17 protein-coding genes are annotated in these 18,088 nt (G+C 53.8%); 14 read left to right on the forward strand and 3 right to left on the reverse strand.

What is annotated here, in order from left to right; genetic code table 11:
* Positions 1-32: 32 nt before the first annotated feature.
* The 5 genes from whiA to guaD all read left to right on the forward strand — a co-directional run bounded on the left by whiA (position 33) and on the right by guaD (position 5,705).
* Positions 33-965 (forward strand): DNA-binding protein WhiA, encoded by a 933-nt coding sequence (whiA, locus tag FC43_RS07520; RefSeq protein ID WP_056955244.1) that lies wholly within the window; start codon positions 33-35, stop codon positions 963-965.
* A 195-nt stretch (positions 966-1,160) separates the two neighbouring features.
* Positions 1,161-2,174: a type I glyceraldehyde-3-phosphate dehydrogenase gene (gap, locus tag FC43_RS07525; protein WP_019206078.1), complete on the forward strand. Its 1,014-nt coding sequence runs from the start codon at positions 1,161-1,163 to the stop codon at positions 2,172-2,174.
* A gap of 83 nt (positions 2,175-2,257) precedes the next feature.
* Positions 2,258-3,463 (forward strand): phosphoglycerate kinase, encoded by a 1,206-nt coding sequence (locus FC43_RS07530; protein WP_056955245.1) that lies wholly within the window; start codon positions 2,258-2,260, stop codon positions 3,461-3,463.
* Between the two features lie 119 nt (positions 3,464-3,582).
* The gene (gene tpiA / locus FC43_RS07535; RefSeq protein ID WP_056955246.1) at positions 3,583-4,377 is read left to right on the forward strand and encodes a triose-phosphate isomerase; all 795 of its coding nucleotides are present in this window, start codon (positions 3,583-3,585) and stop codon (positions 4,375-4,377) included.
* Positions 4,374-5,705: a guanine deaminase gene (guaD, locus tag FC43_RS07540; RefSeq protein ID WP_056955247.1), complete on the forward strand. Its 1,332-nt coding sequence runs from the start codon at positions 4,374-4,376 to the stop codon at positions 5,703-5,705. Before tpiA ends, guaD begins: the two co-directional genes overlap by 4 nt.
* Before the next feature lie 46 nt (positions 5,706-5,751).
* Here the strand turns inward: guaD and FC43_RS07545 are convergent, their stop codons facing one another.
* Positions 5,752-6,171 (reverse strand): PAS domain-containing protein, encoded by a 420-nt coding sequence (locus FC43_RS07545; RefSeq protein WP_019206074.1) that lies wholly within the window; start codon positions 6,169-6,171, stop codon positions 5,752-5,754.
* A 126-nt stretch (positions 6,172-6,297) separates the two neighbouring features.
* Between FC43_RS07545 and FC43_RS07550 the strand changes: the two genes are divergently transcribed.
* From FC43_RS07550 to FC43_RS07570, 5 genes are all read left to right on the forward strand, one after another.
* The gene (locus tag FC43_RS07550) at positions 6,298-6,900 is read left to right on the forward strand and encodes a TMEM175 family protein (RefSeq protein WP_235807605.1); all 603 of its coding nucleotides are present in this window, start codon (positions 6,298-6,300) and stop codon (positions 6,898-6,900) included.
* A 162-nt stretch (positions 6,901-7,062) separates the two neighbouring features.
* Positions 7,063-8,385, forward strand: a complete 1,323-nt coding sequence (gene eno, locus FC43_RS07555) for a phosphopyruvate hydratase (protein ID WP_056955248.1) — start codon at positions 7,063-7,065, stop codon at positions 8,383-8,385.
* A gap of 199 nt (positions 8,386-8,584) precedes the next feature.
* Positions 8,585-9,979 carry an amino acid permease gene (locus tag FC43_RS07560; protein WP_056955249.1) on the forward strand — a complete coding sequence of 465 codons (1,395 nt, stop codon included), beginning with the start codon at positions 8,585-8,587 and terminating at the stop codon, positions 9,977-9,979.
* A gap of 57 nt (positions 9,980-10,036) precedes the next feature.
* On the forward strand, positions 10,037-10,414 hold the full coding sequence (gloA2, locus tag FC43_RS07565) for an SMU1112c/YaeR family gloxylase I-like metalloprotein (protein ID WP_019206070.1): 378 nt from the start codon (positions 10,037-10,039) through the stop codon (positions 10,412-10,414).
* Between the two features lie 78 nt (positions 10,415-10,492).
* Positions 10,493-12,049 carry a ClC family H(+)/Cl(-) exchange transporter gene (locus FC43_RS07570; protein ID WP_056955250.1) on the forward strand — a complete coding sequence of 519 codons (1,557 nt, stop codon included), beginning with the start codon at positions 10,493-10,495 and terminating at the stop codon, positions 12,047-12,049.
* A gap of 44 nt (positions 12,050-12,093) precedes the next feature.
* Here the strand turns inward: FC43_RS07570 and FC43_RS07575 are convergent, their stop codons facing one another.
* Positions 12,094-13,281 carry an MFS transporter gene (locus tag FC43_RS07575; protein ID WP_235807606.1) on the reverse strand — a complete coding sequence of 396 codons (1,188 nt, stop codon included), beginning with the start codon at positions 13,279-13,281 and terminating at the stop codon, positions 12,094-12,096.
* Positions 13,282-13,430: 149 nt separating this feature from the next.
* On the opposite strand from FC43_RS07575, the gene secG reads away from it, so the two are divergent.
* The 3 genes from secG (at position 13,431) to smpB (ending at position 16,638) form a co-directional block, all read left to right on the forward strand.
* Positions 13,431-13,661 carry a preprotein translocase subunit SecG gene (gene secG, locus FC43_RS07580; RefSeq protein WP_019206067.1) on the forward strand — a complete coding sequence of 77 codons (231 nt, stop codon included), beginning with the start codon at positions 13,431-13,433 and terminating at the stop codon, positions 13,659-13,661.
* Positions 13,662-13,753: 92 nt separating this feature from the next.
* Positions 13,754-16,126, forward strand: a complete 2,373-nt coding sequence (gene rnr / locus FC43_RS07585; protein ID WP_019206066.1) for a ribonuclease R — start codon at positions 13,754-13,756, stop codon at positions 16,124-16,126.
* A gap of 38 nt (positions 16,127-16,164) precedes the next feature.
* A complete protein-coding gene (gene smpB, locus FC43_RS07590) occupies positions 16,165-16,638 on the forward strand; it encodes an SsrA-binding protein SmpB (RefSeq protein WP_019206065.1) in 474 nt (157 codons plus the stop codon).
* A gap of 48 nt (positions 16,639-16,686) precedes the next feature.
* Here smpB and FC43_RS07595 read toward each other — a convergent pair whose 3' ends face one another.
* Positions 16,687-17,259, reverse strand: a complete 573-nt coding sequence (locus FC43_RS07595; protein WP_191976438.1) for an LURP-one-related/scramblase family protein — start codon at positions 17,257-17,259, stop codon at positions 16,687-16,689.
* 136 nt (positions 17,260-17,395) lie between these two features.
* On the opposite strand from FC43_RS07595, the gene FC43_RS07600 reads away from it, so the two are divergent.
* Entirely contained in the window at positions 17,396-18,088 is a 693-nt protein-coding gene (locus tag FC43_RS07600) for a uracil-DNA glycosylase (protein WP_040469956.1), read from the forward strand.

Genomic DNA, 18,088 nt, shown 5'->3' on the forward strand with positions numbered 1-18,088 from the left:
GGGAATTTGCCAGCCCGAAGGAGGAATTCAAAATGTCGTACGCCAGTGAAGTCAAAAAGGAATTAACCGGGATCAAGGTCCACGCCGATAATGCCAAGGCGGAACTGATGGCTTTGATCCGGATGAATGGGTCCCTGGGGATTGCCAACCAGCAAATGGTCCTGTCGGTGCAAACAGAAAGTCCGGCGATTGCCCGGCGGATCTACTCCCTGTTGAAGGAATTTTTTGCCGTGGAATCGGAAATCGTCGTCCGGCGCAAGATGAAACTGAAAAAGAACAATACCTACGTGGTGCGCTTGCGCTACCGGGTCCAAGAGATCTTGGGCACCCTCGGGATTTTGGATGGCTTTAAGATTATGGAACGGGTGCCGACCGGAATGTTAAAAAACGACCTGATGGTCCAATCCTATTTGCGGGGGGCCTTTTTGGCCGGCGGCTCGGTCAACAATCCGGAAACGTCACGCTACCACTTGGAAATCTATTCTTTGTACGAAGAACACAATGAAATGATTGCCAAGTTGATCAATCAGTTTGGGCTCAACGCCCGGACGACCAGCCGGCGCAGCGGCTACATCGTCTACTTAAAAGAAGCCGAAAAGATTGCCAACTTCTTGCAATTGATCGGGGCAACCTCGTCAATGCTGGAATTTGAAAACATCCGGATCGTGCGCGATATGCGCAATTCGGTCAACCGGCTGGTCAACTGCGAAAATGCCAACATGGATAAGGTCGCCACGGCTTCCAACAAACAAGTCGAAAATATTCGCCTGATTGAAGCCCGGGTCGGCTTAAGCAGCTTGCCTGCCAAGTTGCAAGACATTGCCCGAGCCCGGCTGGCCCACCAAGAGGTCAGTTTAAAAGAGCTGGGCAATTTGGTGCCGGGCGGCCCAATCTCTAAATCAGGGGTCAACCATCGTTTGCGCAAGCTGAATGCCTATGCCGAAAAATTACGTGCCGAAGCTTGATCACAAGGTACGTTTTGGTAGCGTTACCACTAGCTTAACCACGCGCTTGTTCCCGATTGACGGGGGCTGGCGCGTTTGTACTTTTTTCACAAAATCTGGTGAATTCGGGGTGAAAAACTGTACTTTTTGAGCAAGCGTGTTAAAATAATACTCGTACATTAATTATTTGTTTTCCTAAAAGGAGGAACTTACAGTATGACTGTTAAGATTGGTATTAACGGTTTCGGCCGGATCGGTCGTTTGGCTTTCCGTCGGATTCACGAATTGAACTCTTCCGACATCGAAGTTGTTGCCATCAACGACTTGACGACTCCTTCCATGTTGGCTTACTTGCTGAAGTACGACTCTACGCACGGCAAGTTCCCAGGTGAAGTTTCTGCTTACGACGAAGGGATCATCGTTGACGGCAAGAAGTACCCAGTTTACGCTGAACGCGACGCTAAGAACATTCCTTGGGTTAAGAACGACGGCGTTGACTTCGTTCTGGAATGTACTGGTTTCTACACTTCAGCTGAAAAGTCCCAAGCACACTTGGATGCCGGTGCTAAGCGGGTTCTGATTTCTGCCCCAGCTGGTAACATCCCAACGGTTGTGCCAGGGGTTAACCTGGACACGCTGAAGGCAGAAGACAAGATCGTTTCTGCAGGTTCCTGCACGACGTCTTGCTTGGCCCCAATGGCTTACTTCTTGAACAAGGACTTCGGTCTGAAGGTTGGGACGATGACGACGGTTCACGCCTTCACTTCTACGCAAGCAATCTTGGATGGCCCTCGTGGCAAGAAGATGCGTAACAACCGGACTGCTTCTACCAACACGATTCCTCACTCTTCTGGGGCTGCTAAGGCTATCGGTCTGGTAATCCCTGAATTGAACGGTAAGCTGTCTGGTCACGCCCAAAGGGTTGGTGTGGTTGACGGTTCCTTGACTGAATTGGTTTCCATCCTGGACAAGAAGACCACGGTTGAAGAAATCAACGCCGCAATGAAGAAGGCAACCGAAGGCAACGAAGCTTACGGTTACACTGAAGACCCAATCGTATCTTCAGACATCATCGGCTCCACGTTTGGTTCTGTCTTTGACCCATCCCAAACGGAAATCATGGAAGCCGAAGACGGTACGCAATTAGTTAAGACGGTTGCTTGGTACGACAACGAATACGGGTTCACTTCCAACATGATCCGGACCCTGATTCACTTCGCTACCCTGTAATGGTTGGCTAAGGGCAAATTTTTTAAGGTGGGAGGAGGCGACTCCGCCCACCTTTTTTGAAAAAGAGAGGAGTTAGCAAGTTTATGGCTAAATTAACCGTAGCAGATCTTCAATTAGAAGGTAAAAAGGTATTGATGCGGGTCGACTTCAACGTGCCGGTTAAAGACGGAGTCGTTGGGGATGACAACCGGATCGTGGCAGCTTTGCCAACGATCAAGTACGTCTTGGACCACAAGGGGAAGGCAATTCTCTTCTCCCACTTGGGCCGGATCAAGAAGGAAGAAGACAAGCCCGGCCTGTCGATGCGGCCAGTCGCTGAAAAGCTGTCCAACCTGCTCAACAAGCCGGTAACCTTTGTGCCGGTAACCCGTGGGGCACAACTGGAAGAAGCCATTGACCAAATGCAAGACGGTGATGTTTTGGTTGTGCAAAACACCCGTTACGAAGACGTAATTGACGGTGAATACGTTAAGCATGAATCCGGCAATGACCCTGAATTGGGCAAGTACTGGGCTTCCTTAGGGGATGTCTTTGTCAACGATGCCTTTGGGACGGCCCACCGTAAGCACGCTTCCAACGTGGGGATTGCCACGAACATGCCTGGCAAGGCCGCAGCTGGGTTCTTGATGGAAAAGGAAATCAAGTTCTTGGGTGACGCCGTGGACAACCCAGTTCACCCCTTCGTTGCTATCCTCGGGGGTGCCAAGGTTTCTGACAAGATCGGCGTGATCACCAACCTGTTAGCCAAGGCGGACAAGATCATCGTTGGTGGGGGGATGGCCTACACCTTCAAAGCCGCTAAGGGCGAAAAGGTGGGGAACTCCCTGGTTGAACAAGACAAGATCGACTTGGCCAAGGACTTGCTGGCGAAGGCCGAAGGCAAGTTGGTCCTGCCAGTTGACGACGTGGTAGCCGACAAGTTTGCCAACGACGCTGACAGCAAGGTCGTTGAAGGCGACATTGAAGATGGCTGGATGGGCTTAGACATTGGTCCGAAGTCCGTTGAACTCTTCAAGAACACCCTGGCCGACGCGAAGACGGTCGTTTGGAACGGGCCAATGGGCGTCTTTGAAATGCCGAACTTTGCCAAGGGGACGCTGGAAGTCGGTAAGTTCCTCGGGACCTTGTCTGATGCTACGACGATCGTAGGTGGGGGTGACTCCACGGCGGCCGCTAAGCAACTCGGGATTGCCGACAAGCTGACGCACATCTCCACTGGTGGTGGGGCTTCCTTGACTTACTTGGAAGGCCAACCATTACCAGGGATCGTGGCTTTATCTGAAAAGTAATTTTTTTATAATGCGAGGCGCTCTTGAAAGAGCGTCTCTTTTTTGTTTACAATCAAACCGGACGTTTATGGTAAAATAGATCAAAACGTTGGTAAAAAGCCGAAGAAGGGAGCGATTGAATGCGCAAGCCGTTAATTGTTGGCAATTGGAAGATGTACAAGACGATTACCGAGGCGGTGGCCTACGTTGATCGAATCAAGGCGCAGTTGCCACCGGCCGATCAGGTGGAGGTGGAACTGGCGGTGCCGACCCTGTTTTTGCAATCGCTGGTGGAACGCACCCGGGGGACCAACCTTAAGATTGCGGCGGAAAATTGCTTTTACCAAGATGAGGGGGCTTTTACCGGGGAGACCAGTCCCGTGGCTCTGCGTGAGCTAGGCATTAAGCACGTCATCCTTGGTCACTCGGAGCGGCGCCGGCTCTTTTACGAAAGTGATGCCGTCGTCAACCAAAAAGTGCACGCCGCCCTGCAAGCTGGGATCTGCCCCTTGCTGTGCGTGGATGAAACGATGAAGCGCCAGGTTCAAGGCGACCGGGTCCAGTGGGTGGTCAGTCAGGTTCTGACCGGCTTGGCGGGCGTGACTGCGGCCCAACTGCCCCGAGTGACCTTGGCCTACGAACCCAGTTGGGCGATCGGGGCCGGCAAGGCGGCCGCGACCCCGAGCGAAGCGAACGAAGGGTGTTATTTGATTCGCCAGACCCTGGCCAGGCTGTATGGTGAATCAGCGGCCGCTCGGGTCCGGATCCTCTATGGCGGCAGTGTCAACCAGACCAATCTACCGGCGCTCTTGGCCCAGTCCGATATCGATGGGGTCTTGATTGGCCGGGCCAGCCTGGATCCGGCGGTCTTTTTACAAATGGTGGCGGTGGCCCAGCAAATCACAAATGGAAATGACGAAGGGAGTTCGAAATGATTACCCGTGCCTTAGTGGGGGATGCTTACACCCCCGTAAATGCGAATGAAGTTGCCTACTTACCCCAAGCCTTGATTGAAATTGATTCCAGCGGCCGGATTGACCGGGTGACTCCGGCGGCTGATCCGTCCTATGCGGCCCGGCTGAAAGCAGCGGAGGTCCAGCACTTGGTTGAACATTTGCCAGCCGACCAAGTGATTTGGCCCGGCTTTGTTGATCTGCACGTCCACGCGCCCCAATGGCCCCAAGCTGGCTTGGCCCTGGACAAACCGTTAGCAGCCTGGCTGAATGATTACACCTTCCCCTTGGAAGCTAAGTATGATGATCTGGCCTTTGCCAAACGGGTTTATCACGAACTGGTCCATGAATTGTTAAGCCAGGGGACGACGACGGTCCTCTTCTTTGGCACGATTCATACCGCCGCCAACCTGGAGCTGGCCCGCCAATGCATGCAGCAAGGCCTGCGGGCGGCGATTGGCCGGGTGGCCATGGACAATCCCGACCAGACGCCGGACTACTACCGCGATGCTTCGGCTGGCGAAGCGGTGGCGGCGACCGAACGCTTTATCCACCAACTCAAAGAGCTCGGGGCGGAAAATCCCCTGGCCCCGCTGCCGGTGATTACCCCGCGCTTCGTGCCGTCCTGCAGCGATGAAGCCTTGGCCGGCTTAGGCCGCCTGGCGCACCAGTATGATCTGCCGATCCAAACCCACGTCAGTGAAAGCAACTGGGAGCATCAGTACGCCATCGATCGCTTTGGGATGCACGACGCGGCTGTCTTGGACCACTTTGGCCTGTTGACGGAAAAGGCGGTCTTAGCCCACGGGACCCAATTGGCCCCAAAAGACCAGGCCTTGCTGCGCGAGCGGGGGAGTGCCTTGGCCCACTGCCCGATTTCCAACGCCTACTTTGGTAATGGGGTACTGCCGGTGCAGGAATTACTGGCGGCGGGCAATCAAGTGGGACTTGGAACCGATATTTCCGGCGGTTATTCCCCGAGTCTGTACGATAATCTGCGCCACGCCGTTGCCCTTTCCCAGGTGCGCAACGACGGGGTGACTACTCAGGATGCCGGGGCCGTGGGGTCGCGCATCAGTATGACGACGGCCTTTTACTTGGCCACGCTCGGCGGGGCCCGGGCCTTGCACTTGCCAGTCGGGCAGGTGCAAGCGGGGTGCTTGGCCGATCTGCAGGTGGTCAGCGACAGGTTTACCCGGCCGGCCGAAAGCCCGCAGGACCGGTTTGAACGCTTAATGTATCAGACTACGGCCCGGGAATTGCGCCAGGTGATCGTGCATGGTGAAACGGTGATTGACCACGCCGGGTAGAAAAAAGCGGGACCAGAGCACAGCTGCTTTGGCCCCGCTTTAGCGGTTAATGACGAAAAATTTGCTTGAAGTTGCGCCACCAGCGCCCCTTGACTTGGTGGTTGGCGACGGGTTGGGTGACCTCTACGCAGCCCAGGTAGGCGCCTTGGTCATCGTGCAGGGCGTAAAAGGCGATGTTGACCGGCTGGCCGTGGTGGGTAATCAAGAGCGAAATTGACTGCCGCTCCCCGTGGTGCATCTGGTCCAAGACCGCCTGGACCCGGGCCTTAGAATGGCTGGGGTGGACGGCTAAGACGTGCTTGCCCAGGTCGGCTTCGGTCCGGGTAAAGAGGCGGTGGTCGTTCATTGAGGACCAGCGGATGATGTCGTCTTGGTCAAGCAAGTCAAATTCGACTGGAATGGTTTGAAAAATTGCGCTGAGCTGTGCCAGGGTCAGTTGGCCCCCGGGCAAGTGAATGGTTTCCATGCAAGTAAGCCTCGTTTCGTTAATGTTAAGATAATAATAACGATGTGCTCCCGGCAATCTTCAAGAAACGTCAAAATTGATGCTCGATCAATCGCTTGATAAGATCGAAGGGAAAGAATGTGACAGATGATGCCGAAAAGTCGGATGGAAGTGTTTAGTGATGGGGTGTTGGCGATTGTGATCACGATCATGGTCTTGGAGCTGCACGAACCCACCGGGGCTAGCTTTGCGGCCTTAAAGCAGGTCGCGCCGACCTTTGTCGCCTACCTGCTCAGTTACGCTTACGTCGGAATCTACTGGAATAATCACCACCACCTGGTGGCTGCGCTCAAGCAAGCCTCGGGGGAAATTTTGTGGGCCAACCTCTTTTGGATCTTTTGGATGTCCTTGATGCCTTGGGCGACCCAGTGGCTGGGCAGCCATTTATTTGCGACGGCGCCGACCGTGGTTTATGGGGGCGTGCTGTTGATGTGTTCGCTCTCATATTACCTTTTGCAGACCGCCGTCTTGCGCCAAGCCGGTCGGGACTCGGCGTTGGTGGCCTTGTTTGGGCGCGATTTAAAGGGCAAGCTCAGCGTGGCCACGTACCTCTTGGCCACCTTGAGTGGCTTTGGCTGGCCGGCCGTTAGCTACTTGCTGTTGACCATCATGGCGGTGGTTTGGTTGATCCCCGATACCCGGATTGAACGTTTTTACCAACAACGGGCCACGCAAGGATCTGTGAAGTAAGCGCCGTAAAAAAAGTTGCGAAAATTGCGGCGATCAGATCAACGATGGTAGCGGTTCCGCCAAAACGGGTGGGCAATCCTACTTGTTTTAAGCTGAACAAAATAATACAATGGACAATGTAAGTAAAAATACTATGCAAACCATTCCAGAGGAGAGAAAAAAATGTCATTAATTACTGATATTTACGCTCGTGAAGTCCTCGACTCACGTGGTAACCCAACTGTTGAAGCCGAAGTTTACACCGAAGCCGGTGGTGTCGGCCGCGGGATCGTGCCTTCCGGGGCTTCAACTGGTGAACACGAAGCCGTTGAACTTCGTGACGGCGACAAGGACCGTTTTGGCGGCAAGGGCGTGTTGAAGGCCGTTGCCAACGTTAACAACGTCATCGCCAAGGAAATCGTTGGGATGGAAGTAACTGACCAAATCGCGATCGACAAGGCTATGATCAAGTTGGACGGGACGCCGAACAAGGGCAAGCTTGGGGCCAACGCCATCTTGGCTGTTTCCCTGGCTGCTGCCCGGGCTGCCGCTGACGAACTCCAAGTGCCACTGTACAACTACTTGGGCGGGTTCAACGCGCACGTCTTGCCAACGCCAATGATGAACGTCATCAACGGTGGGGCACACTCCGACAACAAGGTTGACTTCCAAGAATTCATGATCATGCCAGTTGGGGCAAAGAGTGTTCGCGAAGCCATCCGGATGGGTTCCGAAACTTTCCACGCCCTGAAGAAGGAACTGGAAAAGGACGGCAAGGTAACTTCTGTTGGTGACGAAGGTGGGTTTGCCCCTGACTTTGCCAACAACGAAGAACCATTCCAATACCTGATCAAGGCCATCGAAGACGCTGGCTACAAGCCAGGCAAGGATGTGGCGATTGCCTTTGACGTGGCTGCTTCTGAACTTTGGAACGACGAAGACAAGAAGTACAAGTTGCGTTGGTCCACTGGTGAAGAATACACCACCGAAGAATGGATTGAATACCTGTCCGGGATCATCGCTAAGTACCCAGTTGTATCTGTAGAAGACCCAATTGACGAAAACAACTGGGACGACTGGGTAACGTTGACCAACAAGCTGGGCAAGCAAGTTCAATTGGTTGGGGACGACTTCTTCGTAACCAACACCGACTACTTGGCTAAGGGGATCAAGATGGGCGCTGCCAACTCCATCTTAATCAAGCTGAACCAAATCGGGACGCTGACGGAAACGGTTGAAGCCATCGAAATGGCTAAGGAAGCCGGCTACACGGCCGTTGTTTCCCACCGGTCCGGTGAAACCGAAGACACGACGATCGCTGACTTGGTTGTGGCCTTGAACGCTGGCCAAATCAAGACTGGTTCCATGAGCCGGACGGACCGTCTTGCTAAGTACAACCAACTGATGCGGATCGAAGACAACCTGGGTGACGTGGCTCAATACAAGGGGATCCACTCCTTCTACAACTTGAGCGAACAAGCTCGCCAAGACATCGAAAACCGTTAATCAACAGTTAACGATCCAAATTAAAAGTGCCGTGGGGCTTTCATTATTGAAAGCTCACCGGCGCTTTTTAGTTTAATTAAGAATCGATGAGAAGCCGTTGATTGAACTTTTAGATGGCTTCCCCTATAATTTTAAGCAGTGCTGATTGACGGGGATCTGCGCCAAGATCAAGGGTCAACAGCGAATAGGAGGAAAGAAAATGGCAAAGAATAAAATCGGGGCCCCAGCCCTTAGCCGGACGATGACGGCGGGTCAGATGGAAATGATTTCCCTCGGGGGCGCGATTGGGGTCGGCCTCTTTATGGGCTCGACGGCGTCCATTAAGTGGACTGGGCCGTCCGTCTTGCTAGCTTACGCTTTTGTGGGGCTGTTGCTGTATATCGTGATGCGGTCCTTGGGGGAAATGATCTACTTAAATCCGGGAACCGGGTCCTTTGCGGATTACGCGACGGAATACGTGCACCCCTTGGCGGGTTACCTCGCGAAGTGGGCCAACGTCTTTGAATACATTGTCGTCGGCATGTCCGAAGTGGTGGCGGCGACCGAATACTTGAAGTATTGGTGGCCGCAGATCTCGCCCCTCTGGTCGGGGTTGATTATCATTGCCTTTTTGGTATTAGCCAACCTGGCCAGTGCCAAATCATATGGTTCCTTGGAATTTTGGTTTGCGATGATTAAGGTTGTCACGATCATCTTTATGATCATCCTGGGCCTCTTGGTAATCTTCTTTGGCTTTGGTAACGGCGGCCATCCGACCGGGTTTTCCAACCTATGGTCCCACGGTGGTTTCTTCACCGGTGGGGTGAGCGGCTTCTTCTTCTCGATGTCGATTATTGTCGGTTCCTACCAGGGGATTGAATTACTGGGGATTTCGGCCGGGGAAGTGGCTAATCCGCAAAAAGCGGTCGTTAAATCCGTCAAGTCCGTCCTTTTGCGGATCTTGATCTTCTACATCGGGGCGATCTTTGTGATTGTTACGATCTACCCGTGGAACCAACTCAGTTCCCTTGGCTCGCCATTTGTGTCCACCTTTGCTAAGGTTGGGATCACGGCCGCGGCGTCGATCATTAACTTCGTGGTTTTAACGGCGGCCTTGTCCGGGGCGAACTCGGGGATTTACTCGTCCAGTCGGATGCTCTTTAAATTGGCCCACGAAGGCGATGCGCCCAAACTCTTTGGTCGCCTGTCCAAGCGGATTGTCCCAGACGCGGCGATCTTAGGAATCTCTGGGGGGATTTTGCTTGGCTTTATCATTGACTTGATTGCCGCTTCGCAAAACAAGTCGATGTCAGATCTGTTCGTGATCGTCTTTTCTTCGTCGGTCTTGCCAGGGATGATTCCGTGGTTTGTGATTCTGTTGGCGGAATTGAAGTTCCGCAAGCACAATCCGAACCTGATGGTTGACCACCCCTTTAAATTACCGCTGTACCCGTTCTCAAATTACTTTGCGATCGTGGCCCTGTTGGTAATTGTGGCCTTCATGTTTGTGAATCCGGATACCCGGGTCTCGGTGATTGCCGGGTTGGCCGTCTTGGTGGTGGCCACGGCGGTTTACTTGATTCGTTACCGGGGCAACTTGCGCAAGGAAAATTAATGATGATCAGCAGTCGGCCTTCGTTTTTGGGCGGGCTGCTTTTTTGGAGGAAAAAAGATGTTTAATGAAATTCATCACCTGGCCATCATTGGCAGCGATTATGCGAAAAGCAAGCATTTTTACGTTGATTTACTAGGGTTTACTCTCATCCGGGAAAATTACCGGCCCGATCGGGGTGATTACAAGCTGGACCTGGCCTGCGGCGACCAAGAAATCGAACTCTTTATTCGCCCCGAGGCACCCCAGCGGCCCTCGTATCCCGAAGCCTTGGGCCTGCGTCACCTGGCCTTTCGCGTGGCGGATGTCGCGGCGACCGTGCAAGCCTTGACGGCGAAGGGGATTGAAACGGAACCGATCCGGGTCGATCCCTTTACCCACGGCAAAATGACCTTTTTCTTTGATCCGGATGGCTTGCCGCTGGAAATTCACGAATAACGGGGATTTGCAACCGTTCTCACCGTCCGCAGCACCGCAAAGCGTGGTAAACTCGGTAGGGAAATTAATTTTGAGGTGATGCAATTGGAGCGCCGGCGCTTTTACAGTCCTAATTACGGTAACAGCCGCCAGATCGGGCGGGCAATTATGATTGGCCTAGTCACAGGGCTAGTGGTGAGTTTCTTTCGTTTGAGTATTCAATGGGGGTTGACGGGGGTTCAGACCGCCTTTGGTTACTTTCACCATCACCCGTGGGGCTTGCTGCCCTGGACGGTGGGCTCAATCATTTTAGCCTTGCTGCTGGGCTATCTGACCCAACACTATCCGAACATCAAGGGTTCCGGGATTCCTCAGGTCGAAGGTCAATTAATGGGGCAGTTTGAAGAAGCCTGGTGGCCAGTGCTATGGCGGAAATTCTTTGGCGGGATCTTGAGTATTGGTTCTGGTCTGTTCTTGGGCCGGGAAGGGCCTTCGATCCAGCTGGGGGCGACCGTTGGCCAGGGGATTGCTGAACATGGGCAGGTCACGCCGGTTGAGCGCCGGGTCGGGATTGCCAGCGGGGCGGCCGCGGGTCTGTCGGCTGCCTTTAATGCCCCGATTGCATCATCAATGTTTATCCTCGAAGAGGTTTACCATAATTTTTCGCCCTTGGTTTGGCTGTCGGTCTTCATCAGTGCCCTGTGTGCCAACCTAGTTTCGATGCAATTCTTTGGCTTAAAACCGGATTTAAACGTTCCGCACGAAAGCGTCTTTCCGCTGGCTCAGTACTGGCAATTAGTGGTCTTGGGCTTGTTGTTGGGGCTTTTGGGCCGCTTGTACCAGCTGGTGATCTTAAACTTGGGGGCCTGGACGCGGCGGCTGAAGTGGCTCAAGCCGGCTTGGTACCCGGTGATTCCCTTTGTCCTGGTAATTCCGATTGCCTGGCTCTGGCCGCAAACCCTGGGTGGGGGGAACGAATTGATTGTGGGGCTCTCCCAAATGCAGCCCGGCTTGCTGTGGTTGGTGTGGTTGTTTGTCCTGCGGTTCGTCTTTTCTATGCTTTCATACGCCTCGGAGCTGCCCGGGGGGATCTTTTTGCCGATCCTGACCTTGGGGGCAGTTTTTGGGGCGGTGTACAGCGCGGGGATGGCGCAGCTGGGGCTGCTCCCGCTGCACTACCTGCCTAATTACGTGATCTACGCGATGGCGGGCTACTTTGCCTGCATTTCTAAGGCGCCCTTTACGGCGATCCTGTTGATTACCGAAATGGTCGGGACGATGGCGCACTTGATGCCGTTAGCGGTGGTCGCAATTATCGCCTACTTGGTCGATGACCTTTTGGGGGGGCGGCCGGTTTACTACGCGATGTTTGAAAACTTCATCCACCAGCGGCCCCACGCCAAATTGCGTGGCTTGACCCAAATGACGACGACCATCTTTGCCGGGGCGCAGCTCGACGGGATGGCGATCAAGGACTTTGCCTGGCCGGTGGGAAGTTTGGTTCTGGCGGTGTACCGGGGAGAAGATCAACTGGTCCCGCGGGGGGATACCAAGCTGCAAGTTGGTGACACCCTGGTGATTCAATTAACCGGGGCCCAGCACTTGCAAGAACAAGCGCAAATTAACGCCGCGGCCCACCAGAGTGCCCGCAAATAAACAACTGCCCCCGTCGGAACAACTCCGGCGGGGGCAGTTGGGCTTTATGCTGCGGTGTGTTTCAATTGGCGCACCAGTAACAGTAAGCAGCCGGTGGCCAAGAGACAGTAAAATTCGGCGTTCCAACCGAGCGCGGGCAGACCAAAGTGTTCTAAAGTCTGGGCCGCGCTCAATGAGGCAATCGCAATGCCAACGTTATAGAAAATCGCGTTTAATGAGGAGGCTAAGGTGACCGCCGCCGGGTGGGCCTGGTTGGCCCGGTTCAAAAAGAGGACCTGGGCCGGGGCACTAAAGAGGGGGATCAAAAAGCCCATCAGCAAGAGCACCGTTAGCCCTCCGAGCTGACTACGCATCAACGGCGCGAAGAGGGCCAGACAGCTGATTTGCAGGAGGTAGACGGGGATCAGCCGCCTCATACCGTTTTTGGCCGCTAGCCGGCCCGACAAAATACTGCTGAGCACGTCTAAGATTCCCAGCACGGCTAAAATGATGGTCAAAGCAGTGACGCTAAAGCCCAGCGTGTCCTGGAGCAAGGGCCGAATGTAAGTGTAGTAACCGTACAAGGTGGCCGCCCCAAAGGTCACGAACCCAATTCCCAGCCAAATTTGCCGGTCGCCAAACAGTTTTAATTGGGCCTTGATGCTGCCGGGGGTCCCGGGCAGGTGGTGGGGGACCAAGAAGACGGTTGCCACAGCCACAACGGCGGTGACGGCGGTCACCAGGTAGAACGCCGCTTGCCAGTGCCAATGGGCGGCAATAAAGGTCCCAAGCGGCACCCCGGCGACACTGGCAATCCCAAAGCCGGTGTAAATCCACGCCACAATCTGGGAACCACTGGCTTGGTTCGGCGCCAGATCATAAGCAATGACCAGCAGCAAGGATTCCAGTAAGCCGGCGACCGAGGCGGTTAAGATCCGGGCCAACAAGAGCCAGTTAAAGCTCGGCGCCCAGCAACTGATTACGGTCCCAACCAAAAAGACGCCCAGTAAGGTCAGCAACAATTTGAAGCGATCAAAGCGGGCGGTGGCCATCGTGATGAGCGGGGTCAGCAGTGCATAGGTCCAGGCAAAGGCTGACACCAGCCAGGCGATCTGGGCCAAGGATTCGTGAAAGGAATTGGCGATCAAGGATAAATTCCCGACAATCATAAATTCATTACAACCGAGCATAAAAGAAATTAAGACAAAATCGGCCGTCAATAAGCGCAGACGGCCGGTTGAAATGGTCGTCAAAATAAAGCCTCCAATCTTTTTTCTAACTATCTTCATTGTACGGGATTTTCGTGGGCGGTGCCAATTTTGGCAGTTAAATTAGGCAAACGTCCAGAAATATGGTATGATCATTAGGATATGTTGTGGTTGAAATTAGGAGGAAATATTCAATGTTAATGACCCTCTTCTTGATCGACTGCGTGGTCCTAATTGCTTGCGTAATGATGCAGCCAGCAAAGACTGATAATGATGCGATGTCCGCTTTGACCGGTGGGTCCGGGGATTTATTCTCCCGGCGGAAAGCGCGGGGCTTTGAAGCCGTAATGCAGATTGTCACCACCATCGTGGGGGCGCTCTTCTTTATCTTGGCGCTGGCGATCATCTACACGTCATCACATTAGCCGTCGCGTCGAACATAAGAAATATTGCACGAAGAGGCTGTGGCAGTTGTCACGGCCTTTTATGATGAATGAACAACCGAGAGGAATCTTTAATGACAGATTTACAAGAACAGATTTTAAAAGTCTTGGGTCTTAACCCAACGATCAGTCTGTCGGCAGAAAAAATTGGCCGCCTGATCAAAAAAGCCTCGGCAGATGATTTTACCCCCTTGGTCCAGGCCCTGGCCAAATTAGAACGGGAAGGCTTGGTAGAAGTCACGGACCAGGGCGAATTTAAGCTGGTTCCCCAACAAGAAGAAATCGTGGGGGTCTTCCACGCCAATCCGAAGGGCTTTGGCTTTGTCGCTTATGATGATGATTTGCCGGATATTTACGTCAATCCGGACCACACGGCCCACGCCTTGAACGGCGACCAGGTTAAGGTAAAGATCTTGCGGGCCGGGGATCCGACCAAGGACCAGGGACCAGAGGGGGCCGTGACCGAAATTCTTGAACACCACTATGATCACGTGGTGGGGGAATTTAAGCACCTGACGATGGGCAACTTCATTGGGGAAATCCTCCTCAAGGACAAGAAGTTGACCAATTACCGCTTCTACGTGACCGACCAAGGCCTTAATCCCCAGGATAATGAAGTCGTCACCGCTACGATTACCAATTACCCGAGTGACGAGGCCCCCGAAATTATGACCGGGGCCGTAACCGAAGTGATTGGGGACAAAGATGAGCCGGGGATTGATATCCTGTCAGTGGTCTACGCTCACGATGTGCCCCACGAATTTCCCCAGGAAGTAATGGACCAGGCCAACGCGATTCCGCTGACGGTGCAACCCGAAGAAAAAGTTGGCCGCCGCGACTTGACCGATCAACCCTTGGTCACGATCGACAGCATTGAATCCAAGGACTTGGACGACGCCGTAGTAGCGTGGCAACTGCCAAACGGCAACTACCACTTAGGGGTTCACATTGCGGACGTCTCGCATTACGTTAAGCCGGGGACGCCGTTGGATCAAGAGGCCTATAAGCGGGGGACGTCGGTTTATTTGACCGACCGGGTCATTCCGATGTTGCCGAAGCGTTTATCAAACGGAATTTGTTCCTTGAACCCGAACGAAGAACGGTTGGCGATGTCGTGTGAAATGGAAATCAACCCGCAAGGTGAAGTGGTCAAAGAAGAAATCTTCCCGTCGGTGATCCGTTCGCACGCCCGGATGACCTACAAGGCGGTTAATAAGATCTTAGAGGCGCACGATGAAAAGACCCGGGCCCAGTACGCCGAATTAGTGCCGATGTTTGAAACCATGGCCGACTTGCACCGGATCTTGCTCAAGCACCGGCACCAACGGGGCGCGATCGACTTTGAAGCACCGGAAGCCAAGATTATTGTGGATGAGACCGGCCACCCGATCGACATTGAATTGCGCGACCGGGGCTTGTCGGAACGGATGATTGAATCCTTTATGCTGGCTGCCAACGAAACGGTAGCAGAGCACTACTTTAAACTCCACGTCCCATTCCTCTACCGGATCCACGAGACCCCGGATGCGGAACGGTTAAAGAGTTTTGCGGAATTCCTGTCAGTTTTTGGGATCCAAATGAAGGGGGACTTAAGTGCTGCTTCGCCAAAGATGCTGCAAAAGGTCTTAAAGGACGTGGCCGGGACCCCCGAAGAGCAAATGGTGCAGGTAATGATGCTGCGCAGCATGCAGCAAGCCAAGTATGCGGACGAAGAAGTCGGCCACTTTGGCTTGGGCGCCAAGTACTATACCCACTTTACTTCGCCGATTCGGCGGTACCCGGATACCACCGTTCACCGCTTAATTCGCTGGTACGCCGAACACGGTACCGATGCGGCGGCTAAGGCCAAGTACGAACCGGTGTTGGGCGAAATCGCTGAACATACTTCCATGGCCGAACGCCGCGGGATTGACACCGAACGTGACGTTGACAGCATGAAGAAGGCGGAATACATGGAAGACCACGTGGGCGAAACCTTTGACGCGGTCGTGTCTTCCGTCATGAAGTTTGGTTTGTTTGTGGCCTTAGAGAATACGGTGGAAGGCCTGATCCACATCAGCGCGATGCAAGATGATTTCTACGAATACATCGAAAAGCACATGGCCTTGGTCGGGCGGCGCAACCACCACATCTTCCAAATTGGCCAGCCGGTCAAGGTAAAGCTGTTGCGGGTCGACAAGGACCAACGCGAAGTTGACTTTGAACTGGTTAACCCGGGTGAAGCGCCCGTTACCAAGTTGCGGGCGCCCCGCCAAGATGACCGGCGCGGCGGTGGCCGCAACCGGCGGCGCAACAATGACCGGCGTGATCACCGTCGGCATGATGATCATTCCCGCTCTGATCGGCGCCGGGACAATGGGGATCGGAACAGTTACCAAATCAACCGCGGTCAAACCCGCCACAAGGGGGATCGGGAGCCGGGGCAACGGCGCCGGCGTCACCGTTAAATTGAACCAACTTGCAACGTTGAAAGGAGGTTTCAGCGATGGCTCAAAAGAAAAAAGCCGCGTTAGATGCCAATTTAGTGGCCCAAAATAAAAAGGCCCGCCATGATTACGCGATCACGGCGACGTACGAAGCCGGCTTGGTCCTAACCGGGACGGAGATCAAGTCGGTCCGGGCCCGGCGGGTCCAACTTAAGGACGGCTACGCCCAGTTTCATAACGGCGAGCTGTGGCTGATGAACGTCCACATTAACGAGTATAGCAATGGGAATGTTTTTAACCACGATCCCTTGCGCAACCGGAAACTTTTGTTGCACAAAAAAGAGCTGCAAAAGCTGCGGGCAACGCTCACCACTAAAGGAGTGACCTTAGTGCCATTAAAGATGTACCTTAAGCACGGCTTTGCCAAGGTCTTGTTAGGGGTCGCCAAGGGGAAGCATGAGTACGATAAGCGCAATGATATCAAGCGGCGGGAACAAGAACGCCAAATCGAGCGCGTTTTAAAGCATTACTAACCAAACAACGGCGATTTCTCCAAGTTCGAGAAATCGCCGTTGTTTAAGTTAGTGTAATTTTTGCCAGTGACAGTCACGGAGGGTCGTGCCCATTGACAGGCCTGGTTCAGCTTGGGGGCGCCACTTGAATTTGCGGCGCAATGGCTGGGGATCCGGCCGTTTGGCCCAGTGGTTCAAGACGCACGCCACTAGGATTGCCAAGGGTTCGTCTTGGGGGTGGTTAATCGTAATGGCCAAAAAAGAGGCACCGGTCTCAGCGGCGGGTTCCATGGCAAAGACCTGGTGGCTGCCCTTGAAGACGCGGTAGTGATTGGTGAGGGCATTGCCGACAATGACCCAATTCAAGCCCCGGATGTAGACGACTTCCCGCACAAAGCCCAGGGATTTGCCAACGACGCCGACTTTTTGGTGGTTGACATAGAGGGCGAACTTGGGCAAGAGCCCTAATGACAGTTGGCTGACTTCGGCGAGCAGATCGCCGCGCATGTTGTACAAGGAGAGGGCATCTTGCCGCAAGCCCCATTTACCGGCTAAGAGGTAGGCGGCTTGGTTGTTTTCATCGTGAATCACCGTGGCTGGTTGACGATCAGTAGCGTGATCCCGCATGTAGAGCGTTCGCACGGGAGTGCCTCCTTTCATTGGCTGATTACCTTGTATTTTATCAGTGTCCGCTGATTTTGAACAGCCTGTCAGCGGTTTCATCTTTTCTCCCGTCCCGCGCAGAAGTATGCTAAAATTAAAAGCGAGGTGCATGATTTTGAAACAATTGATTCATAATGATTGGTGGCCCGTCTTGGCGCCCCAATTTGAAAGTCCAACTTATCAACATTTGCATGATTTTTTGGTTCACGAGTACACCACTCAGACGATTTATCCGGAAATGCATCACATTTTTACGGCGTTTGAGTGGACCCCGTTTTCGCAGGTTAAGGTAGTGATCTTGGGCCAAGACCCGTACCACGGTCCGCACCAGGCGCACGGGTTAAGCTTTTCCGTCTTGCCGGGGGTGGCGATTCCGCCGTCCTTACAAAATATTTATAAGGAGCTGCAAGCGGACTTGGGCTATCCCCCGGTCAACCACGGTTACTTAAAAAAGTGGGCTGAGCAGGGGGTCTTGCTTTTGAACTCGGTGTTGACGGTCCGGGCCGGTCAAGCCTACTCGCACCAAGGTAAGGGGTGGGAAGCGCTGACCGATGCGGCAATTATGGCCTTGTCCAAACGGCCGCAACCCGTCGTCTTCATCCTGTGGGGGAAGGCAGCCCAACGCAAGAAGCAGTTGATTGATTTGGACACGAATCTGGTTTTGGAATCTGCCCACCCCAGTCCCCTGTCAGCCTACCGGGGCTTCTTTGGTTCACGACCGTTCTCAAGGACTAATCAAGCCTTGGTGGCGATGGGAGAAACGCCAATTGATTGGCAGTTGCCAGCGACCGTTGATGGTGAAGCGTAG

The sequence above is a fragment of the Limosilactobacillus ingluviei DSM 15946 genome, from assembly GCF_001435775.1.
Taxonomy (GTDB): Bacteria; Bacillota; Bacilli; order Lactobacillales; family Lactobacillaceae; genus Limosilactobacillus; species Limosilactobacillus ingluviei.

Excerpts from the sequence above, each read along its gene's own strand:
- FC43_RS07560 (WP_056955249.1), top strand. The coding sequence starts at position 8,585 with ATGGCAAAGAATAAAATCGGGGCCCCAGCCCTTAGCCGGACGATGACG.
- rnr (WP_019206066.1), top strand. The coding sequence starts at position 13,754 with ATGACAGATTTACAAGAACAGATTTTAAAAGTCTTGGGTCTTAACCCA.
- guaD (WP_056955247.1), top strand. The coding sequence starts at position 4,374 with ATGATTACCCGTGCCTTAGTGGGGGATGCTTACACCCCCGTAAATGCG.
- FC43_RS07530 (WP_056955245.1), top strand. The coding sequence starts at position 2,258 with ATGGCTAAATTAACCGTAGCAGATCTTCAATTAGAAGGTAAAAAGGTA.
- whiA (WP_056955244.1), top strand. The coding sequence starts at position 33 with ATGTCGTACGCCAGTGAAGTCAAAAAGGAATTAACCGGGATCAAGGTC.
- FC43_RS07550 (WP_235807605.1), top strand. The coding sequence starts at position 6,298 with ATGATGCCGAAAAGTCGGATGGAAGTGTTTAGTGATGGGGTGTTGGCG.
- FC43_RS07545 (WP_019206074.1), bottom strand. The coding sequence starts at position 6,171 with ATGGAAACCATTCACTTGCCCGGGGGCCAACTGACCCTGGCACAGCTC.
- gap (WP_019206078.1), top strand. The coding sequence starts at position 1,161 with ATGACTGTTAAGATTGGTATTAACGGTTTCGGCCGGATCGGTCGTTTG.
- smpB (WP_019206065.1), top strand. The coding sequence starts at position 16,165 with ATGGCTCAAAAGAAAAAAGCCGCGTTAGATGCCAATTTAGTGGCCCAA.
- tpiA (WP_056955246.1), top strand. The coding sequence starts at position 3,583 with ATGCGCAAGCCGTTAATTGTTGGCAATTGGAAGATGTACAAGACGATT.
- FC43_RS07570 (WP_056955250.1), top strand. The coding sequence starts at position 10,493 with ATGCAATTGGAGCGCCGGCGCTTTTACAGTCCTAATTACGGTAACAGC.
- gloA2 (WP_019206070.1), top strand. The coding sequence starts at position 10,037 with ATGTTTAATGAAATTCATCACCTGGCCATCATTGGCAGCGATTATGCG.
- secG (WP_019206067.1), top strand. The coding sequence starts at position 13,431 with ATGTTAATGACCCTCTTCTTGATCGACTGCGTGGTCCTAATTGCTTGC.
- eno (WP_056955248.1), top strand. The coding sequence starts at position 7,063 with ATGTCATTAATTACTGATATTTACGCTCGTGAAGTCCTCGACTCACGT.